The organism is Rhodococcus sp. 852002-51564_SCH6189132-a, assembly GCF_001665495.1.
GTDB classification, from domain to species: Bacteria; Actinomycetota; Actinomycetes; order Mycobacteriales; family Mycobacteriaceae; genus Rhodococcus; species Rhodococcus pyridinivorans.
The window spans coordinates 69,896-88,344 of sequence record NZ_LZMJ01000037.1 but is presented as its reverse complement, the minus strand read 5'-3'; the positions used below and the strand labels follow the sequence as shown (position 1 = coordinate 88,344).

At 68.1% G+C, this 18,449-nt stretch carries 20 protein-coding genes; 10 read left to right on the top strand and 10 right to left on the bottom strand.

What is annotated here, in order from left to right:
- Positions 1 to 26: 26 nt before the first annotated feature.
- From A5767_RS08430 to aspS, 3 genes are all read right to left on the bottom strand, one after another.
- On the bottom strand, positions 27 to 1,190 hold the full coding sequence (locus tag A5767_RS08430; protein ID WP_033096583.1) for a kinase: 1,164 nt from the start codon (positions 1,188 to 1,190) through the stop codon (positions 27 to 29).
- Positions 1,191 to 1,394: 204 nt separating this feature from the next.
- Positions 1,395 to 1,664 (bottom strand): DUF4235 domain-containing protein, encoded by a 270-nt coding sequence (locus A5767_RS08425; protein WP_006551422.1) that lies wholly within the window; start codon positions 1,662 to 1,664, stop codon positions 1,395 to 1,397.
- A gap of 181 nt (positions 1,665 to 1,845) precedes the next feature.
- Positions 1,846 to 3,633, bottom strand: coding sequence for an aspartate--tRNA ligase (aspS, locus tag A5767_RS08420; RefSeq protein ID WP_064852071.1), 1,788 nt, complete (start codon positions 3,631 to 3,633; stop codon positions 1,846 to 1,848).
- Positions 3,634 to 3,772: 139 nt separating this feature from the next.
- Here aspS and ypfJ point away from each other — a divergent pair, with 139 nt between their 5' ends.
- On the top strand, positions 3,773 to 4,690 hold the full coding sequence (ypfJ, locus tag A5767_RS08415) for a KPN_02809 family neutral zinc metallopeptidase (RefSeq protein WP_024100766.1): 918 nt from the start codon (positions 3,773 to 3,775) through the stop codon (positions 4,688 to 4,690).
- A gap of 43 nt (positions 4,691 to 4,733) precedes the next feature.
- Here the strand turns inward: ypfJ and A5767_RS08410 are convergent, their stop codons facing one another.
- Positions 4,734 to 5,033 (bottom strand): protease inhibitor I42 family protein, encoded by a 300-nt coding sequence (locus tag A5767_RS08410; protein ID WP_006551419.1) that lies wholly within the window; start codon positions 5,031 to 5,033, stop codon positions 4,734 to 4,736.
- 112 nt (positions 5,034 to 5,145) lie between these two features.
- On the opposite strand from A5767_RS08410, the gene A5767_RS08405 reads away from it, so the two are divergent.
- Complete coding sequence (locus tag A5767_RS08405; protein ID WP_006551418.1) at positions 5,146 to 5,649, top strand: hypothetical protein; 504 nt, start codon at positions 5,146 to 5,148, stop codon at positions 5,647 to 5,649.
- A gap of 33 nt (positions 5,650 to 5,682) precedes the next feature.
- Positions 5,683 to 6,324: a hypothetical protein gene (locus tag A5767_RS08400; protein ID WP_064852070.1), complete on the top strand. Its 642-nt coding sequence runs from the start codon at positions 5,683 to 5,685 to the stop codon at positions 6,322 to 6,324.
- A 19-nt stretch (positions 6,325 to 6,343) separates the two neighbouring features.
- On the opposite strand, the gene A5767_RS08395 is transcribed toward A5767_RS08400, so the two are convergent.
- Complete coding sequence (locus A5767_RS08395) at positions 6,344 to 7,135, bottom strand: SDR family NAD(P)-dependent oxidoreductase (RefSeq protein ID WP_064852069.1); 792 nt, start codon at positions 7,133 to 7,135, stop codon at positions 6,344 to 6,346.
- A 162-nt stretch (positions 7,136 to 7,297) separates the two neighbouring features.
- Between A5767_RS08395 and A5767_RS08390 the strand changes: the two genes are divergently transcribed.
- Entirely contained in the window at positions 7,298 to 9,031 is a 1,734-nt protein-coding gene (locus A5767_RS08390) for a RecQ family ATP-dependent DNA helicase (RefSeq protein ID WP_064852068.1), read from the top strand.
- Between the two features lie 48 nt (positions 9,032 to 9,079).
- Here A5767_RS08390 and A5767_RS08385 read toward each other — a convergent pair whose 3' ends face one another.
- Together A5767_RS08385 and A5767_RS23920 are read right to left on the bottom strand one after the other, a co-directional pair.
- A complete protein-coding gene (locus A5767_RS08385; protein ID WP_033096579.1) occupies positions 9,080 to 9,514 on the bottom strand; it encodes a DUF4383 domain-containing protein in 435 nt (144 codons plus the stop codon).
- Between the two features lie 268 nt (positions 9,515 to 9,782).
- Positions 9,783 to 9,905 (bottom strand): hypothetical protein, encoded by a 123-nt coding sequence (locus tag A5767_RS23920; RefSeq protein ID WP_016933989.1) that lies wholly within the window; start codon positions 9,903 to 9,905, stop codon positions 9,783 to 9,785.
- Positions 9,906 to 10,328: 423 nt separating this feature from the next.
- Between A5767_RS23920 and A5767_RS08380 the strand changes: the two genes are divergently transcribed.
- Together A5767_RS08380 and A5767_RS08375 are read left to right on the top strand one after the other, a co-directional pair.
- Positions 10,329 to 11,696 carry a hemolysin family protein gene (locus A5767_RS08380; protein ID WP_006551412.1) on the top strand — a complete coding sequence of 456 codons (1,368 nt, stop codon included), beginning with the start codon at positions 10,329 to 10,331 and terminating at the stop codon, positions 11,694 to 11,696.
- Positions 11,689 to 12,702, top strand: a complete 1,014-nt coding sequence (locus A5767_RS08375) for a hemolysin family protein (protein ID WP_170318499.1) — start codon at positions 11,689 to 11,691, stop codon at positions 12,700 to 12,702. The genes A5767_RS08380 and A5767_RS08375 overlap by 8 nt, the downstream gene beginning before the upstream one ends.
- Positions 12,703 to 12,730: 28 nt before the next feature.
- Here A5767_RS08375 and A5767_RS08370 read toward each other — a convergent pair whose 3' ends face one another.
- The gene (locus A5767_RS08370; protein ID WP_006551410.1) at positions 12,731 to 13,510 is read right to left on the bottom strand and encodes a pirin family protein; all 780 of its coding nucleotides are present in this window, start codon (positions 13,508 to 13,510) and stop codon (positions 12,731 to 12,733) included.
- Positions 13,507 to 14,532 (bottom strand): pirin family protein, encoded by a 1,026-nt coding sequence (locus tag A5767_RS08365; RefSeq protein WP_064060274.1) that lies wholly within the window; start codon positions 14,530 to 14,532, stop codon positions 13,507 to 13,509. Before A5767_RS08365 ends, A5767_RS08370 begins: the two co-directional genes overlap by 4 nt.
- Positions 14,533 to 14,625: 93 nt before the next feature.
- Between A5767_RS08365 and A5767_RS08360 the strand changes: the two genes are divergently transcribed.
- Both A5767_RS08360 and A5767_RS08355 read left to right on the top strand, forming a co-directional pair.
- Entirely contained in the window at positions 14,626 to 15,090 is a 465-nt protein-coding gene (locus A5767_RS08360) for a MarR family winged helix-turn-helix transcriptional regulator (RefSeq protein WP_006551408.1), read from the top strand.
- A 108-nt stretch (positions 15,091 to 15,198) separates the two neighbouring features.
- Positions 15,199 to 15,642 carry an acyl-CoA thioesterase gene (locus A5767_RS08355; protein ID WP_006551407.1) on the top strand — a complete coding sequence of 148 codons (444 nt, stop codon included), beginning with the start codon at positions 15,199 to 15,201 and terminating at the stop codon, positions 15,640 to 15,642.
- Between the two features lie 20 nt (positions 15,643 to 15,662).
- Here A5767_RS08355 and A5767_RS08350 read toward each other — a convergent pair whose 3' ends face one another.
- Positions 15,663 to 16,691 carry an Rv2578c family radical SAM protein gene (locus A5767_RS08350; RefSeq protein WP_024100755.1) on the bottom strand — a complete coding sequence of 343 codons (1,029 nt, stop codon included), beginning with the start codon at positions 16,689 to 16,691 and terminating at the stop codon, positions 15,663 to 15,665.
- Positions 16,692 to 16,888: 197 nt separating this feature from the next.
- Between A5767_RS08350 and A5767_RS08345 the strand changes: the two genes are divergently transcribed.
- On the top strand, positions 16,889 to 17,224 hold the full coding sequence (locus tag A5767_RS08345) for a type VII secretion target (RefSeq protein WP_006551405.1): 336 nt from the start codon (positions 16,889 to 16,891) through the stop codon (positions 17,222 to 17,224).
- Positions 17,224 to 18,441: a hypothetical protein gene (locus A5767_RS08340; RefSeq protein ID WP_064852127.1), complete on the top strand. Its 1,218-nt coding sequence runs from the start codon at positions 17,224 to 17,226 to the stop codon at positions 18,439 to 18,441. The genes A5767_RS08345 and A5767_RS08340 overlap by 1 nt, the downstream gene beginning before the upstream one ends.
- The last annotated feature ends 8 nt before the right edge of the window (positions 18,442 to 18,449 follow it).

Here is an 18,449-nt window from a genome sequence, read left to right as displayed (position 1 = left end):
GGTCGGCACCTGGCGGATCGGTCGCTCTAGCCGGCGGCGCGGTCCTCGAGGTGGGCGAGCACGTCGCGGGCGTGCGCGGCGACGTCGTCGTGGCCTGTCGCGGTGGCAAACTCGGCGAGCAGCGACCAACGGGCGCGGAGCGCGGGGATGCGCGGCACAGACAGTCCGTGTTCGCGTACCGAGGCGATCCGCGCATGGTCCTCGGGCAGGAACAGGTGCGTGCTCAGCCAGATGCACGCGAGCAGTGCGTCGAGCAGCCGCTCCTCGAGCACCTCGTCGTAGGCCAGCTGCGGCCACATGGCGACGACCTCGGCGCGCCACGCGTCGGCCATCGCACGGATGCGATCGACGGACAGCGGCACCGAGCACAGGCACAGCGGGAAGGAACTGAGGGCGTACGCGATGTCCAGGGTCGCGTCGCGGAAGCCGCCCCATTCGTAGTCGAGGAACTGCACACCCTCGTCGCCGACCACGATGTTGTCGGGGCACAGGTCGGACGGGCTGAAGGCCCGGAAACGCCCGCCGGTGAACAGCTTGGACGCCCGCTCGGCACGCTCGCGTACCGACTCGGGCACCGACAGGCCGAAGTCGGCCTCGAGGAGCTCGGGCACACCCCGCACGGCATCGAGGGCCTGCTGGGACACGGCGTCGGCGACCCGCGCGACGTCGGCGCGACGCAGCAGCGCCGCGAAGTCCTCCTCGCGGCCGACGGTCGCCGCATGCATGCGTCCGAGTGCCTGAGCCAGGGCCATCAGGGTGTTCCCGGCGGCCTCGGAACTGTTGCGGAGCACCTCCGACAGGGTGGTCGCGTCGCCGAGGTCGCTGAGGACCAGCAGGCGAGCGTCGAAGTCGTAGGCGAGCAGTTCGGCACCCGGACGGTGATCCTTCGCGAGGGCCGTCGTGAACTGGTAGGAGACCGCCTCGCGGAGGAAGGCGATCTGCTCGTCCGTCTCGGAACCGCGGAAGTCGACGTGGCCGGTGCCACGCGAGGGCGGTACCTGCTTGAGGACGAGAGTGCGCGGGAGCGAGAACGGATTGGCGGCCACTCGTACCCGTACGACCATCGAGCGGCCACTGCCCCCGAGATCCACCGGATCGGTCAGGGTCACCGTGGCGCCGGTACGGCGGGTGAGCAGCGCTTCGGCGGCGTGAACCACCTCGGACACGGGGTCTGCCAATGTTGCGGTCATCACTGCCCAATCTACAGGTTCTCGGTCACGACGAGGTCCTCCACAATGCTCGGATCGAGCAGGACCTTCTTCACCCGTGCCCGGCCCACCAGGTCGCTTTTGTCTGCTTTGCGAGGGGAAATCGCTGTTCATCCGGGTGTGTCCCCGTCCGCGCCTCGGCCGCTCCGCTCCTCGGACGCCGATCACGATCGGGACACGTCACGATCATTCCGGTGAAACGTGTGTCACCTTCTGAAAACCACGGGCGGTGCCACGATCCACCGCAGCCTTCACGACACCGAAGATCAGACCCTGGAGGGCGGCCGCGATCAGCACGTCCCGGGTGCGCTGCGACAGATCCTGCGGTTCGGGCCGTTCGTCACTGCCGCCGACCTTCTTCCACACTTGGTTGAAGACGGCTCCGGCGAGGATGCCTCCTCCCACACTGGCTGCGAGAGCGAGCGGCTTGTAGAAGATCACGCGTGCGTCGGCCATGGATACCTCCTCGATCCGTCGCCCCCGTTGGCGCCGGACCGACGGAGTACCCGGGCAGGATCCTCACAAACCTCATCGGGCCCACGAACCTCACTCGGGAGCACCACCGGACGGCACACACGACGGCGCGGTGCCCCCGTCCGGAGACGGGCGACACCGCGCCATCGACAGCTACGGGTGATCAGGTCTTGTCGGCGCCCTCGGTCTCGGGTTCGGGCACGAAGTCGATGCCTGTCTCCTTGCGCTGCTCCGGCGTGATCGGGCCGGGTGCATCGGTCAGCGGATCGACACCGCCACCGGACTTGGGGAACGCGATGACCTCGCGGATCGAGTCCATCCCGGCGAGCAGCGCGGTGATGCGGTCCCAGCCGAAGGCGATGCCGCCGTGCGGGGGCGCGCCGTACTTGAACGCCTCGAGCAGGAAGCCGAACTTCTCGTTCGCTTCCCCCTCCGAGATGCCCATCACCTTGAACACCCGCTCCTGGATGTCGGGGCGGTGGATACGGATCGAGCCGCCACCGATCTCGTTGCCGTTGCAGACGATGTCGTAGGCGTACGCCAGCGCCGAACCCGGATCGGTATCGAAGGTGTCGATGTACTCGGGCTTGGGCGAGGTGAACGCGTGGTGCACCGCGGTCCACGCCGAATGACCGAGGGCCACATCACCGCTCGCGGTCGCGTCGGCCGCCGGCTCGAACAGCGGGGCGTCGACCACCCACACGAACGCCCATGCGTTCGGATCGATCAGATCGAGCTTGCGGGCGATCTCGTCGCGGGCGGCGCCGAGCAGTGCACGCATCTGCTTGGTGGGACCGGCGGCGAAGAAGATGCAGTCGCCGGGGTTCGCGCCCACGTGCGCGGCGAGACCCTCGCGTTCGGCGTCGGTGAGGTTCTTGGCGACCGGACCGCTCAACGTGCCGTCCTCACCGACGAGCACGTAGGCGAGACCCTTGGCACCGCGCTGCTTGGCCCACTCCTGCCATGCGTCGAGCTGACGACGCGGCTGGCTCGCGCCACCGGGCATGACGACGGCACCGACGTACTCGGCCTGGAAGACGCGGAAGGTGGTGTCCTTGAAGAACTCCTTGCACTCCACGAGTTCGATGCCGAAACGCAGATCCGGCTTGTCGGTGCCGAAACGGCGCATGGCCTCGGCGTAGGTCATCCGCGGGATCGGGGTCTCGAGTTCGTAGCCCACCAGGCGCCACAACGCGTGCAGCACCTCCTCGGCGAGGAGGATCACGTCGTCCTGATTGACGAACGCCATCTCGATGTCGAGCTGGGTGAACTCGGGCTGACGGTCGGCGCGGAAGTCCTCGTCGCGGTAGCAGCGGGCGATCTGGTAGTAGCGCTCGATGCCACCGACCATGAGCAGCTGCTTGAACAGCTGCGGGGACTGCGGCAGAGCGTAGAAGTTACCGGGCTGCAGGCGGGCCGGGACCAGGAAGTCGCGCGCACCCTCCGGCGTGGAGCGGGTGAGGGTCGGGGTCTCGACCTCCACGAACTCGTGGTGGGCGAGCACCGCGCGGGCAGCAGCGTTGACCTTGCTGCGCAGACGGATGGTCTTGCCCGGCTTCTCGCGACGCAGATCCAGGTAGCGGTACTTCAGGCGCGCTTCCTCGCCGACCTGATCGTCGAGCTGGAACGGCAGCGGGGCGGCCTCGTTGAGAACCACGAGCTCGGAGGCGTCGACCTCGATCGCACCGGTCGGGATCTCGAAGTTCTGGTTGCCCTCGGGGCGGACCTCCACCTTGCCGGTGATCCGGACGCAGTACTCCGCGCGGAGCCGGTGCGCCTGCTCGAGGACGCCGGCGCTGCGGAAGACCACCTGCGAGACACCCGAGGCGTCGCGCAGGTCGATGAAGATGACCCCGCCGTGATCGCGTCGCCGGGCAACCCAACCGGTGAGGGTGACTGTCTGCTCGGCGTGCTCGGCTCGCAACGAGCCGGCGAGATGGGTGCGCAGCACGGAATTCCTTTCGAAACGATCAGCGACGGGTTCGTCGGCTGTAATCCTACGAAAGACACGATCGGCCCGAGCGCACCCGTACCGAATAGTTCGTGCCAAGCTTGTCCGAATCCGACGAACACGGGAGAAAGCGGCGGCGATGACGTTCAGAGAAGGTGCACGCATGGATGCGGGCCGTGTCCGTACCGGCGGCGGTGGGCGTGGCGGAAAGCTCGCTCTCGGTGGCGGGGCCGGCGGCCTGATCGTCATCATCCTGGCGCTGCTGTTCGGCGGCGATCCGTCCTCGCTGCTCGGCTCGGGAATGCCCGACACCTCCGGCGATCCGCAAGCCGAGAGCGCACTCGAACAGTGCGAGGTCGGTGGCAGCGCCGCGAACGAGAACGTCGACTGCCGGGTGCTCTACACCGTCGGGTCGCTCGACTCGGTGTGGGAGCAGCAGTTCGCGACACAGACCGGCGTGGCCTATGTGCAGCCGGAGGTCGAGATCTTCACCTCGGCCACGTCCACCGGTTGCGGCAACGCCACCAGCGACATCGGGCCCTTCTACTGCCCGGCGGACCGGACCGCCTACTTCGACACCAGCTTCTTCGACGAACTCGAGACACGGTTCGGCGCCAGTGGAGGTCCGCTCGCGCAGGAATACGTCGTCGCCCACGAGTTCGGGCACCACCTGCAGAACCAGCTCGGCGATCTCGGTCGCGCACAGGCCGACCCGCGCGGCCCCGAATCCGGCGCTGTCCGTACGGAACTGCAGGCCGACTGCTACGCCGGGGTGTGGGCCTACCATGCCGACAAGCTGCCCGAGCCGACCACCGGAGAGCCCTTCCTCGTGCCGCTCACCGACACCGACATCCGCGACGCACTGTCGGCCGCGTCGGCCGTCGGCGACGACCGGATCCAGCGGGCCGCCACCGGCCGGGTGAACCCGGAGGGATGGACTCACGGGTCGTCCGAGCAGCGTCAGGCCTGGTTCCTGGCCGGATACCGCACCGGCCGGGTCGACGCGTGTGACACCTACTCGGCACGCGATCTCGACAACCCGCCGGCACTGCGCTGAGTTCCGCGGTGTCGTGAACCGCAGAGCGAGCGCCGGGACGCCGTCACGCAACGGTGACGGTCATGTTCGCGCGGTCGGCGACCAGGTCGGCATGCTTCCGCATGCGCAGCGAGATGGGCCAGGTACCGGCGCGGCGCGCCTTGAAACAGAAGACCCGCTCGCCGGTCCCTCCCGGCAACGGGTTCTTCGACGGCAGGAATCGGATGTCGCGAAGGACGAGTCCCTCTCCGACCCTCGACGTCGACCAGCAGTAGTCCCGGGAGGTGTTCTCAGGGAGATGCAGTTCGATCGTGTCCCCGACACCGACCGTGACATCCTTCGGACCAGTGGCGATGTGCTTCATGACCTCAGGATAGCCCGCGAATGTGATTTTCCTCACTCTCGTGACCATGGCGCTAGCACACCCGTCGCGACCGCGATGTGTGATGGGACACAAAACGGGGCATTCGTTCTGCATGCACGAAGAACGAGCCGGAATCACACGCAGCGACGCGGTGATGGGAGGACGCCTTCTCGCTCTCGCACACGAGAACGGCTACAGCGAACTGACCGAAGAGGTCGCGGCGCTGGTGTCGAGCCCCGGTTCGGACCCGCCGTCACAGATCACTCCCCCGCTCTACGGGAACGTGCTGAGGTGGACGGTCTCGACGATCGCCGACGTCGTCGTCGACAAGATCGGCCCGCAGGTGCGTGGCGACGAGAGCTTCGAACTGACCATCCGGACCGAGAGCGGCCGTCACGTCCGGCCGGAGGAACTCCCGCAGCCGGAGAGCACCGTGATGAAAGCGGTCGTCGACGCGCTCGCCGGCGACTCGGTCGCGGCCCGCAGCGAACTCGACGAAGTGGTCTTCGCCATGGACTGGGCGTCGCAGATGGAAGCGCTGGTCGAGGCGGTGCTCTGGCTCGACCGGCTTCTCGACACCCCGGTACCGGACGGGAACGACACGCCGCCCTGGTGACCCCCATACGCGGATGGGCGTGAACGGCGAGCGATGCCCGCCTTCACTCCCCTGACCCCCGAGATACTCACGGCCTCCGTCGCCGATCGCGCCGAGGCGCTCACCGGAAGCGTGTGCATCGCCGTGAGCGCACCGGACGCGGCAGACCCGGTGGAATTCGCACAGCGTGTCGCGACGGAACTGAGAACGCGGGGCCGCGCAGCGGACGTCGTCGATCTCCACGATTTCGTCCGGCCCGCATCGCTCCGGCTCGAGCACGGACGGACCGATCCGTACAGCTACCGCCACGACTGGTTCGACTACGCCGCGGTCGACCGAGAGGTGCTGCGCGCGGTACACGAACATCGACGATGGCTTCCGCGGCTGTGGGACGAACGCACCGACCGTTCGGCGCGCGAGCGCCCGCGTCGAGCGGCGGAGGACCAGGTCCTCGTCGTCGCCGGCCCTATGCTTCTCGGCCGTGGTCTCGACTTCGATGTCACCGTCGTCCTGACGATGTCCCGGGGCGCGCTCGAAAGGCGCACGCGCCCCGAGGATCACTGGACGATCGACGCGGTGCTCGAACATGACGCGGTGCTCGAACATGCAGTGCTCGAACATGCAGGAGCGGACGCGGACGTCCTGGTGCGCTACGACCACCCCACCCGCCCGGCAGTGCGGACGCGATCCGACTGAGCGGTCCTGCCTTCGCGGATCATCGCCCCGATCGAGGCTTGGCCAGGACCCGGTGAACCGCCGAGGTCACCGCGTCGGGCGCCACCGTGCCGAAGACCGCCATGGATTTCGCGAGCACGGAGCCGGGCACCACGTTCGCCTCGCCGCGCATCAGAGCGGCATAACCGTCGCGCGCGACGTGCGCAGGATCGTCCTTGGGCGCCTTCCCGAGGATCGTGTCGAGCATCCCGGCACGTGTGAAGAAGTGGGTGTCGGTGGCACCGGGGAGCATCGCGGTGAGCGTGACCCCGCTACCGTCGAGTTCCTTGCGGACGCCGTCGGTGAAGGACTGCACGAAGGCCTTGGACGCGTTGTACACGGCCTGGTAGGGGCCGGGCATCTTCGACACCACCGACGAGGTGACGAGCATCCGGCCCGAGCCCGCCCGCAGCATGTCGTTCAGCAGCAGGTGCGCCAGATGCACCGTCGAGCGCACGTTGACGTCGACGATCGAGAGGACGTCCCCGAGCTCTGCGTCGACGAACGCCCCGCCGATCCCGACACCGGCGTCGAGCGCAGCCGCCGCCGGGACGCGACCTCCGGCCGTCGCAGCCTCGTGGACCGCCCGGACCCCTTCCGGAGTCCTCAGATCCGCGTGGACCGACACCACCTCCGCGCCGGACGTCCGCAGGTCTGCGGCGACCTCGTCCAGAGTGTCCGATCTCGCCGCGAGCACGAGGTCGTATCCGTCGGCCGCGAACAGGGCCGCCAACTCCCGGCCTATGCCTCGCGATGCTCCGGTCACCAGAGCGAGAGGTCGAGCGTCGTTCATATCTCCTCCTCGGCACGTCTGGCTCGCGGGTACCCACACCCCGCCGGGTCGACACGGCGCCGGGATCTCGCAACCGTTTGGGGCGGGCACGTCCTCGGGTATGCGGAGGGCACCCTGCGCGCGCAGTCCCTTCCGAGTTCTGGAGTCCACTTGCAGCACAAGATGTATCGGTCGTCGTCCGACATTGCATCGGAGGATGCACGCGAGGAACTCTGCGCCGCCGCGCAGAAGGTGTTCGGCTGGGACACGCTGCGTCCCGAACAACTGGACGCGATGGTTCCGCTGCTGGGCGGACGCGACGTCCTCGCCGTGATGGCCACCGGCTCCGGGAAGTCCGCGATCTATCAGGTGCCCTCGCTGCTGCTACCGGGGGTGACGGTCGTCGTCTCGCCCTTGATCGCGCTCCAGAACGATCAGATCGCCGGTCTGGACCACTCGGAGGCACCCGAGGCGGTCGCGATCAATTCGCGCCAGCGCGAGTCGGAGAACGAGGCGAACTGGCGGGCCGTGCTCGAACACGATGCCGACTACGTCTTCCTCGCCCCCGAGCAGCTCGCCAAGGACGAGGTCCTGGAGCGTCTGAGAAGCGTGGAGGTCTCGCTCATCGTCGTCGACGAAGCGCACTGTGTCGCCATGTGGGGCCATGACTTCAGGCCGGAATATCTACGCCTGGGAGACGTGGCCGAGGCCCTGGGCCGGCCACCCGTCGTCGCGCTCACCGCCACCGCCTCACCCCCGGTCCGCGAGGACATCGTCGAGGCGTTGCGCATGCGGGATCCGCTCGTCGTCGCCGGTGGTTTCGACCGCCCGAATCTCGACATCGAGGTGCGCAGGCACACTGACGACGGCGAGAAGCGACGCGCCGTCGTCGAGGCCGTGGCGTCCCTGCCCGGTCCCGGCATTCTGTACGCCGCGACCCGCAAGGACACCGAGCGATACGCCGAGGCCCTGCGTGAACGCGGGATCGACGCGTGCCCGTATCACGCCGGGATGCGCGCGGCCGAGCGCGGGGACGTTCACCTCGGATTCCTCGACGGTCGCTGCGATGTCGTGGTGGCGACCTCCGCCTTCGGTATGGGCATCGACAAGCCGGACGTGCGTTTCGTCGTGCACGCCTCGACACCGGACTCGGTCGATTCCTACTACCAGCAGATCGGGCGCGCCGGACGCGACGGGGAGCCGGCCACCGTCCTGATGTTCTACCGTCCCGAGGATTTGTCGCTCGCGACCTTCTTCACCACCCACAACCCCGACGAGGAGCTGATCGGCCGGGTGTTCTCGGCGGTCCGCTCCGCGTCGCCGATGAGGCTCGGACGGCTGCGTACCGAGCTCGACGTGCGGGGGCGGAGACTGGCCAACGCGGTGAACCTGCTCGAACGGTGCGGAGCGCTCGTCTCCGGCCGGCGTGGACTCTCCGCCGCCGACATCCCCCGACGGAAGGCGGTCGAGCACGCACGCGAGACGGCCGCGTCGGGCGAACGACTGGACCGATCGCGGGTCGAGATGATGCGGGGCTACGCCGAGACTCGCGGTTGCCGCCGCCGGTTCCTGCTCGGGTACTTCGGCGAGACGCTGTCCGACCCCTGCGGCCGGTGCGACACCTGCCGGGACGGCGCGTCCGACGAGGTTGCGACGGTATCCGTGTTTCGGGGCGCCGATACTGCCCCGGCGTACTGCGAGACGTCCGTGTTCGCCCCGAACACGCATGTCGTGCATGCCGAGTGGGGACCGGGAGTGGTGATGACCTGCGAGCACGATCGCGTCACCGTCCTGTTCGACAGCGAGGGTTATCGGACACTGTCGCTCGATGCAGTCGCCGAGTCGGGGGTGCTGAAGGTCGACGACCCCGCACCGGCAGAGCCCGTACCTGCCCATGCCGAAGAACCCGTGGCGTGAGGGGCCACGGGTTCTCCGGATCCCGTCATCACGACGGGTGGGTACGGATCAGGGGCGAACCGTGCCGGGGGTGGTCCGCGTGCGTGTCAGGAGCACACCGAGCGCGATCATGCCCACGCCCAGGACGAAGTGCAGCCAGTCGTCCGCGGAGTTCACCGGCACGAAGTTGGCGCCGCTGTCCTTGTCGATGATCAGGCCGTAGATCCAGAGCACCAGGTAGATCCCACCGCCGATGATCAGGAAACTGCGGGCGGTTGCCACGGCCCGGGCCGCAGCGAGCCCCAGGACACCGAACAACAGGTGCACGATGTTGTGCAGGATGGAGACCTGGAAGATCCCCAGGAGCATGGCTTCGGAATGATGGCCTGCGCCCGAGAGTTGATCGTAGTCCGACGTGACCCCCGGGATGAAGCCGAGGATGCCCACCAGGAGGAAGACAGCGCCCACCACGAGCGCCGCAGTCTGCACCGGTGTTGCCGTCATCGAGCCACGGCCGGGGCTTGGGGTTCGAGATGTCATGTTCCGCGTCCTCTCACCGAACGTCCGTTCGGGTCGAGTGGTCCGAATTACATTCCCCGGTTAGCCGTGACCGAACGAACCCAAACGTCGGTTTCCGTGTTCGAGGACGGAGGTCGAGAACGGCGGCCGAGGGCGGGTGCGGCACTCCACCCTCTGGCCGGACGGACACGACCGTGTCCGGACACGACGAAGGCCCGCGGGATCAACCCGCGGGCCTTCGAGTCTGCGAGGCTCAGGCCTGGCTGCTGCCGAACGCATCGCCGGCCGCATCAGCAGAACCGGTGAAGAAGTTCAGCACGTCGAACAGGTCGGACAGGTTACCGAAGAGGTCGACAAGGAACTCGAGTGCAGGCACGGGCTTCTCCCATCAATGGAACGACATCGAAGTTGTGACGACTCGCGTCGACACGCGATCCAATTGTTACCTGCATTCGACAGCTGCGCAGCGCGAAGAATTGTAATCCGGAACACAAATCGGCCCTAGCAGGGGAAATATGGAGAGTTCGGTGAAAATCGGCCCGATATGTCGTATTATTCGGGGAGTTTCCAGGCCGGACAATACGGCCTATTCGGGGAAGATTCCCATATTACAAGATCGCCTTGTGACCATATCTCCACCCCGCGGGGGGAACTTCCGCCGGTGCCCGTTCGTCCTATCCTGTGAGTACACCTGCCCGCCCGACCCCGAGGGAGTCATGAAACGCCCCAAGCGAAAACCTCGAAGACCCGTCCCGCCCAGATATGACGCTCTGCTCGTCACCCGAGCCCGGTCCCCGAAGTGCTGACCGCCCTCGGAATCGCGGCCGGCATTCTTGTTGTTCTCGCCATCACTGCACTGACCGGCTACTTCGTCGCGCAGGAATTCGCGTACATGGCCGTCGACCGCTCCCGCCTGAAGGCCCGCGCCGAAGGCGGTGACTCGGCTGCAGCCCGCGCACTGGCGGTCACCCGCCGCACCTCCTTCATGCTCTCGGGCGCTCAGCTCGGCATCACCGTCACCGGCCTGCTCGTCGGCTACGTCGCGGAACCGCTGATCGGTAGCGGTCTCGGCGAACTGCTCGGCGGGGTGGGTATCCCCACCGCGGTGGGTGTCGCCGTCGGCACCGTGCTGGCCGTGCTCTTCTCGACGGTGGTCCAGATGGTCTTCGGTGAACTGGTACCGAAGAACCTCGCCATTGCCCGTCCCGAACCGGTCGCACGCCGCCTCGCCCTGTCGACGAGCGCCTATCTCGCCGTCTTCGGATGGCTGATCAAACTCTTCGACGCGTCGTCGAATCTCCTGCTGCGCGCATTGCGCATCGAGCCGGTGCACGACGTCGAGCACTCCGCGACACCGCGCGACCTCGAACACATCGTGGCCGCGTCGCGCGAGACCGGCGAACTTCCGCCGGAATTGTCCACCCTCCTCGACCGGATCCTCGAGTTCCCGACCCGGACCGCCGAACACGCGATGATCCCGCGGTCGCGGGTCGACGTCGTCGAACTGGACGAGCCGGTCGCCACCATCCTCGACAAGATGAGCGAGGGGCACACCCGATACCCCGTGGTGGGCACCTCGTCCGACGATCTGCGCGGTGTCGTGCACCTGCACGACCTCCTCGGCCTCGACACCCCGACGGGCACGGCCGCGGGGGTCTGCCGCCCCCCCGTGATCGTGCCGGCCACGCTGGCACTGCCGGAGGTTCTCACCGAACTGGCCCGGGCCGAGGACGAGATGGCACTGGTGATCGACGAGTACGGCGGGTTCGCCGGCGTCGTCACCCTCGAGGACATCGCGGAGGAACTGGTCGGCGAGATCGCCGACGAGCACGATTCTGCGATGGCCGCCGAGGTCATCCGCCCCGAGGGCGACGGCTGGATCGTCCGCGGCGACGCACACATCGACGAGGTGGCCCGCACCCTCGACCACGAACTGCCCGAGGGCGACTACGAGACGCTCGCCGGCTTGGTCATCACCGAGTTCGGTGGCCTCCCCGAGGTGGGTGACACCGTCCGGATCACACTGGATCCGGATCCCGCCGAACTGCTGAACGGGGACGGCCCGATCCACAGGACCCTGGTGGCCGAGGTACGCGACATCGACAAGCACGTGCCGTCGTCCGTGCGCGTGACCGTTCTGACGGACGAGGTGACCGGCAATGAGTAATCCTGTGGTCGTCGCGGTGGTGACGATCGGCCTGATCGCCGCCAGCGCGTTCTTCGTCGCGGTCGAGTTCGCGCTCATCGCGGCGCGACGACACCGACTCGAGGACGCAGCGACGTCGAGCCGCTCGGCGCGGGCCGCTCTGCGCAGCGCGTCCGAACTGTCGGTGCTCCTCGCGGGATCCCAGCTCGGTATCACGGTGTGCACGCTCGCACTCGGTGCGACGACGAAACCCGCAGTGCACCACTGGCTCACGCCGTTGTTCGAGAACTGGGGCGCGCCGCTGTGGCTCGCGGACGTGGCCGGCTTCGTCCTTGCGCTGATCATCGTGACGTTCCTGCACCTCGTCGTCGGCGAGATGGCACCGAAGTCGTGGGCGATCGCCCACCCGGAGAAGTCCGCCACGATGCTGGCGCTGCCGATGCGCGCGTTCATGTGGGTGACCCGGCCGTTGATCGTCCGGTTGAATCATATGGCGAACTGGTGTCTGCGAAAGGTCGGTGTGGACCCGGTGGATCAGGTCGCCGAAGGTCAGGATCCCGATGCGCTGCGGCACCTGGTCGAGCACTCGGCCACCGTCGGCACGCTCGACGAGCGCTATCACGGGCACCTGAGCAGCGCGCTGGAGCTCGAGACGCTCACGCTCGGCGAGATCGTCACGCCGCAGGCCGAGCCGAGCAGCGTGAAGCCGACCTCGACGGCCGTCGAGATCCGTGAGACGGCCCATCGCACCGGGCACCTCCGGTTGCTCGTGCGCGACAACGGCCACGTGGACGGTGTCGTGCACGTGCGCGACAGTCTCCAGGCCGCACCCGGAACCACGGCGACCGAACTGATGCGCCCCGCGCTGACGATCGACGCCGCGACGCCGGTCTACGAGGCGCTGACGACGATGCGGGAGACCAGGAACCATCTGGTCACCGTCACCGAGAACGGACGGATCGTCGGATTGATCACCCTCTCGGACGTCCTGGCCCGGCTGCTGCCGATGAGCGGCGCCACGAGCTGACGTCGTTTCCTGCCCCGGCCGGGACCGTTCAGGAGTGTCCGAGTGCGGCGTGCATCTCCCAGACGATGATCTCGGCGCCGGTGGCTGTGGTGAGCTGTCGGCCGCCACCTCCGGCGATCCGCGCCGCGTCTCCTTGGGCGAGAGGTCCGGCTCCCTCGAGTGCGGCTTCGCCCCGGGCGACGAAGAGGTGCACGAAGGGTGCGTCCGGCAGCGTCACGGGGCGATCCGGCCGCATCCGCGCGACGTGCATGGCGGCATATCTGTTGCGGATGCGGATGGCGGAATGGTCGGCGTAGGCGTCCATTCCGGATGCGACCGGCACGAGTCCGCCGGAGAGCAGTTCGTCGTCGATCTCGAGTTGTTCGTAGCCCGGCTCGATCCCGGCTTCGTCCGGCAGCACCCACATCTGCACGAACCGCACCGGTTCGTCGTGCTCGGCGGCATACGACGCAGTGGCACCGGGATGACGCCACGAGTCGTTCTTCTCGGAGTGGAGGATCCCCGAGCCCGCGCTCATGCGCTGCGCGAGACCCGGGTAGATCACCCCGGAATGCCCCGTCGAGTCCTGATGCACGAGCGATCCGCGGAGCACCCAGGTGACGATCTCCATGTCGCGGTGCGGGTGAGTGTCGAAACCGCTTCCCGGACGGACGATGTCGTCGTTGTTGACCATCAGCATCCCGAAATGCGTGTTGTCGGGATCGTAGTGGTGGCCGAACGAGAAGGAGTGCCTCGAATCGAGCCAGTCGATCTTCGTGTGGAGGCGGTCGTCCGCGCGGCGAACGTCGAGAATCGGTGCGGTGCTCATGCGGGGTCCTGTGTCGGGCAGTTCGGATCTGCGGTGGGCGGATTGCGGCGGGGGCGGATACGCGCCTGGGGCAGGGGCGGCGCCGGGAGACGCTCGACCCTCCCGGTGTAGCCGGAGACGCGGCCGAACCGATCGCACCCGCGTTCCCAGGCGTCCCGGTAGGCGACGATCTCGTCGTGGTCGCGGCCGACGAAGTTCCACCACATCACGATCTCCTCGCCGAGGGGTGTTCCGCCGAGGAGGACGATACGTGCGGGTTCGTCGGTGGTGTTGGTCAGTTCGAGGGCCGGCACGCCGGTTCCGGTGTAGCCGAGGGCGGCTCGCGTGAGCACGGTGCCGAACAGCGCGACCGTACCGGTGTCGACGAGCACCCCGTGCTCGAACGACGGGTCGACGTCGAGGGTGATGCTCGCCGCGGGGTCCAGGACGATCTCTGCGCCGAGCAGCGGGGTGTACGTCGTCACGGGCGACTCCTCGCCGGCGAGCGAACCGAGGAAGACCTTGACCTCTGCACCGGGCACCCGAACGACCGGCGGCACGTGGTGCTGGAAGTCGCGGGGCGCATCGCGATGTGCGTCGGGCAGGGCCACCCACAACTGCACGCCGTGCAGTGTCGTGGTCGCGGAGGTGGAGACCTCGGAGTGACAGATTCCGTGGCCTCCGGTCATGAGGTTCAACTCCCCCGGCCGGACCATCGCGTGCACGCCGTGACTGTCGCGGTGTTCGATCTCGCCGGTGAACAGCCACGACACCGTCTGCAGACCGGTGTGGGGGTGCGGTGCGACGTCCATGCCGCCGGTGCGGGAGACGTCGTCGGGGCCGTAATGGTCGACGAAGCACCACGCGCCGATCAGCGAACGCTGCCGTTGCGGAAGCGTACGGCGCACGGGCATGGCCCGGGGGCCACCGAGCGGGACCTCACGCGAGGTGATGATCTCCACGCGGGGGCGGAGCGGGTCGCGGATGGGGAGGTCCTCCGTCCGGCAGCGGATCTCCTCGGGACGGGTGTCGGTGTTGCTCATGCCGCTCGACTCCTCTCGGTGGTCCGTCGGTCGACCCTATCCATTGTGTCACATTTGATTGCGCAGTCAACTAACGCGGGTACACTGGGGATCATGGGAGACGCGAAGTGGCTCAGCGACGACGAACAGCGCCTGTGGCGCGCCTATCTGGATGCGACGCGCCTGCTGTTCCAGAATCTCGACAAGCAGCTACTGCGGGACTCCGACATCTCCTTCACCGACTTCGAGATCCTGGTCCTGCTGTCCGAGGCACCCGACCGCCGGATGCGCATGCGCGACCTCGCGGACGCGAGCACCACGACCCGCAGCGGCATCACCCGCGCCGTCTCCCGCATGGAGAACGCGGGGTGGGTGCGGCGCGTGGAGTGCGAATCCGACCGACGCGGCGCGTGGGCCGAACTCACGGACGTCGGCTACGCGAGACTCGCCGAGGCGGGTCCCGGCCACGTCGGGGCGGTCCGCGAGAACATGTTCGACCTGCTCTCCCCCGCCGACATCGCCCCCATGACCGAGGTCTTCGCCCGCATGCGCGATCGCATGATCGACGGCAGACGGTAGGCCTCCGCCCCGAAGCGAACTCCGCCCGCACCTCCGGAGCGGGACGTCGATCGGATCGCGGATATGTTGACCGGGTCACAGCCACGACCTCCGAAGGCGGTACCTCCCATGCGGCACGACCCGCGACGCACCTCGCTCGACCTGTATCCGTTGCAGCGCACGATCACGCCCCTGTTCGGCGACACCGACGCGCTCGGACACATCAACAACGTCTCGATCGCCCGCTACTTCGAGCAGGCCCGCGTCCTCGTCATGGAGGCCGTGTCGTCGACCTTGGGCGATACCTACCCCTTCGAGCGTGCGGTACTCGCGAAGATCGAGATCAACTTCCTGGCCGAGGTGTTCTATCCGCACGACATCGTCATCGCCACCGGTGTCCACCGCATCGGGACATCGTCGGTGGTGATCGGCTCGGCCCTGTTCCAGCACGGCCGGTGCGTCGCGCTCGCCGACTCGGTGGACGTCGGCACCGCCGCCGAAGGCGGCTCGCAACCGATCTCCGAAGCATCGCGCGTGGCGTTCGAGAAGGTCCGGCTCGCATACGACGACTGACGCGCCGCCCACGAACTGCCTCAGAACAGGGTGAGCGCCGCCTCGGGTTCGGGGACGCGTTCGTCGGCGCGCAGCGCACCCCTCTCCTCACGCCGAGCGGACGCCCGGACCCCGAGGCGGTGACGTTCGAGCAGGGGCGCGACCCGCTCGTCCAACCACTGCGAGTACTCCGGAGCAACGTACGCGCCCCGTCCGTAGAGGCGGCGATAGCGTCTCATGAGGGCAGGATGCTCCTGCGCGAGCCACGACAGGAACCACCCGCGGGTCGAGCCGCGCAGGTGCAGCGGTATTACGGTGACCCCCGACGCGCCGGCGGCGGCGAGGGAGCCGAACAGCGTGTCGAGGTGCTGTCGCGAGTCGGTGAGGAAGGGCAGCACCGGAGCGACCATGACGTGGCACGACAATCCGGCGTCGACGACCGCCTTCACGAGATCGAGACGGGCCTTCGGTGACGGCGTGCCCGGTTCGATGTGCGCGGCCAGTTCGGGATCGCCGATCGGGAGCGACACCGCGACCGACACATCGACCTGACCGGCCGCCAGCGACAGCAGCGGAAGATCGCGGCGCAGCAGCGTGCCCTTCGTGAGAATGGAGAAGGGGGTGCCGGATTCGGCGAACGCCCGGATGACTCCGGGCATCAGCCGGTAGCGCCCCTCTGCCCGTTGGTAGGGATCGGTGTTGGTACCGAGCGCCACGTGTTCCCGGGTCCAGGATCGTCGCGCGAGTTCGCGGCGCAGGACGGCGGCGACGTTGGTCTTGACGACCAGTTGCGAGTCGAAGTCGTGCCCGCCGTCGAGATCGAGGTACTCGTGCGTGGGCCGGGCGAAGCAGTACCGGCAGGCATGGGTGCAGCCCCGGAACGTGTTGACGGTGTACCGGAACGGCAACCGGGAGGCCTCCGGCGTCCTGTTCAGCGCGCTCTTGCACAGCACCTCATGGAAGGTGACTCCCTCGAACTCCGGCGTGCGGACACTACGGACGAGACCGGCCCGTTCGAGGCCCGGCAGAGCTCCGTCGTCCGCATCCACAGTCTGACCCGCCCACCTCATACCTCCAGTCGAACATGTGTGCTATTCGCTGTCAACAGATCGTTCGGCATCGTGGTCGATCGGACGGAGCGCACTCGCGGTGCAACGAATACATCGGCATTCCCATCCGTTCATCCACAGGCGGCCGAGGGTCCGGTGGCTCGCCCGGTGCGCTCGAGTTACAGTGCTCGCCACACTGATCTTCGATGGGGGGTTCGATGAGCGGTCTGTTTCCCGGTGCCGGAATCCGGGTGGTGCCCGATGGTATTCGAGCGTTCGGGGCCACGAATCTTCGTGCGGCCGAGCAGGTGGCGCAGGCGGGGACGTTCGATCTGCAGGCCAACATCTCCGCGTTGAGTCCGGCTCTGGGACTCATCGGCGGAGAGTTCCTCGCGGTGTTCGCCGCGGCCCAATCCGAGCACACCAGTGCCGTCGCGCAACTGTCGTGGGCCTACGCGTCCAACGGCATCGCAGCACACGAGGCGGCCACCGGTTACGAAACGACCGACACCGGAACGGCTTCGGCGCTGGCCGACGCTGCGGGAGGACTGTGATGCAGGGATCGGTCATCGACACCGCAACACCCGCAGCGTCACCGACCGTTCTCGACGCTCTCCGCGCGTCGCCGATCGGACCGGTCCTCGACGCACCGCTGCCGGTACTTCCGGAACCCGTTCTTCCCGAGCCGGGTCTGCCCGTCCTCGAGGCGAATTCGATCGTCGAGCTGCTCGAATCGATTCCGGTACCGGTGCTGCCCGATCTCGAGACGATCGTGCGGCCGCTCACCGAACTCTGCTCGATGTTCGGCACCGGTATCCTCGACTCGCTCGATCCGTCGGCGATCCTGCAGCAGGGGTCGCGTCTGCTCGAGACCGCCACGATGCTCGGACGCAGTGCGCTGCACGCACTTCCGGAGTCGTGGGAGGGAGCAACGGCCGACGAGGCCGCAGGTCACGGTGTGCGCGCGCAGCAGTCGGCCCTCGAACTGGCCGACCGCGGCGACCGGATCGGCGACGTCACCCGCGCCGCCACGGCGACCGTCGAACGCGGCAACATCGAATTGACCGGCATCGCACAGTCGTTCGTGGCCACGGCGATGGCGGCCGCACCGGCTCTCGCGACGCCGCCGGGCCAGGCCGCCCTGTTGGCGTCCGCCGCGCAGCATCTCCAGGCTGCCCTGGCCGTCGTTGCGCGTACCCGGGGCGAGCTGACGGTCCACACCGCCGCGATGACGGCGCTGACCACGCCGATTCCCGTGCCCGCGCCGGTGGCCGTGGCCGGGGTGCAGGAGATGCGCACGGTCGCCACGGCCGCAACCGATGTCGCGTCGAGTGTCGCAGCGCCGTTCACGGCCGCCGCGCACGCCGCGACCACTCCCACCGCCTACGCGGCGACCGCGCCCACCGCACACGCGGCGGTTCCGACCGTCGGTGCGGCGGTCGCGGGATCGGCCGGAACGGTGTCGGCCGGAGTGGTCACCGGTCACGGCACCGCGGGGGCCGCGTTCGGAACTGCGGGTGTGCCTGCCGCCGCTCCGATTCCGACCGCCCCGGGCTCGGGCGGGAGTGCGCAGGCCACGACCGGCGCGAGCGCGATGGGAAGGGCACCCTCGACCGGTGGGATGGTCCCCGCGACGTCCGCTCGCGGGTCCGACGACGAGGAGCACCGCTCCCCCACCCGTCTGCTGAGTGCCGCCGCGGAGGGCACCGAGGTCGTCGGCGAACTGCCGTTGGTCGTTCCCGCCGTGATCGGTTCGCACGACGACCGCTGAGCATTACT

Coding starts and splice junctions, on each gene's coding strand:
- A5767_RS08430 (WP_033096583.1), bottom strand. CDS start 1,190: ATGACCGCAACATTGGCAGACCCCGTGTCCGAGGTGGTTCACGCCGCC.
- A5767_RS08425 (WP_006551422.1), bottom strand. CDS start 1,664: ATGGCCGACGCACGCGTGATCTTCTACAAGCCGCTCGCTCTCGCAGCC.
- ypfJ (WP_024100766.1), top strand. CDS start 3,773: ATGACGTTCAGAGAAGGTGCACGCATGGATGCGGGCCGTGTCCGTACC.
- A5767_RS08410 (WP_006551419.1), bottom strand. CDS start 5,033: ATGAAGCACATCGCCACTGGTCCGAAGGATGTCACGGTCGGTGTCGGG.
- A5767_RS08405 (WP_006551418.1), top strand. CDS start 5,146: ATGCACGAAGAACGAGCCGGAATCACACGCAGCGACGCGGTGATGGGA.
- A5767_RS08400 (WP_064852070.1), top strand. CDS start 5,683: ATGCCCGCCTTCACTCCCCTGACCCCCGAGATACTCACGGCCTCCGTC.
- A5767_RS08395 (WP_064852069.1), bottom strand. CDS start 7,135: ATGAACGACGCTCGACCTCTCGCTCTGGTGACCGGAGCATCGCGAGGC.
- A5767_RS08390 (WP_064852068.1), top strand. CDS start 7,298: ATGTATCGGTCGTCGTCCGACATTGCATCGGAGGATGCACGCGAGGAA.
- A5767_RS08385 (WP_033096579.1), bottom strand. CDS start 9,514: ATGACGGCAACACCGGTGCAGACTGCGGCGCTCGTGGTGGGCGCTGTC.
- A5767_RS08375 (WP_170318499.1), top strand. CDS start 11,689: ATGAGTAATCCTGTGGTCGTCGCGGTGGTGACGATCGGCCTGATCGCC.
- A5767_RS08370 (WP_006551410.1), bottom strand. CDS start 13,510: ATGAGCACCGCACCGATTCTCGACGTTCGCCGCGCGGACGACCGCCTC.
- A5767_RS08365 (WP_064060274.1), bottom strand. CDS start 14,532: ATGAGCAACACCGACACCCGTCCCGAGGAGATCCGCTGCCGGACGGAG.
- A5767_RS08360 (WP_006551408.1), top strand. CDS start 14,626: ATGGGAGACGCGAAGTGGCTCAGCGACGACGAACAGCGCCTGTGGCGC.
- A5767_RS08355 (WP_006551407.1), top strand. CDS start 15,199: ATGCGGCACGACCCGCGACGCACCTCGCTCGACCTGTATCCGTTGCAG.
- A5767_RS08350 (WP_024100755.1), bottom strand. CDS start 16,691: ATGAGGTGGGCGGGTCAGACTGTGGATGCGGACGACGGAGCTCTGCCG.
- A5767_RS08345 (WP_006551405.1), top strand. CDS start 16,889: ATGAGCGGTCTGTTTCCCGGTGCCGGAATCCGGGTGGTGCCCGATGGT.
- A5767_RS08340 (WP_064852127.1), top strand. CDS start 17,224: ATGCAGGGATCGGTCATCGACACCGCAACACCCGCAGCGTCACCGACC.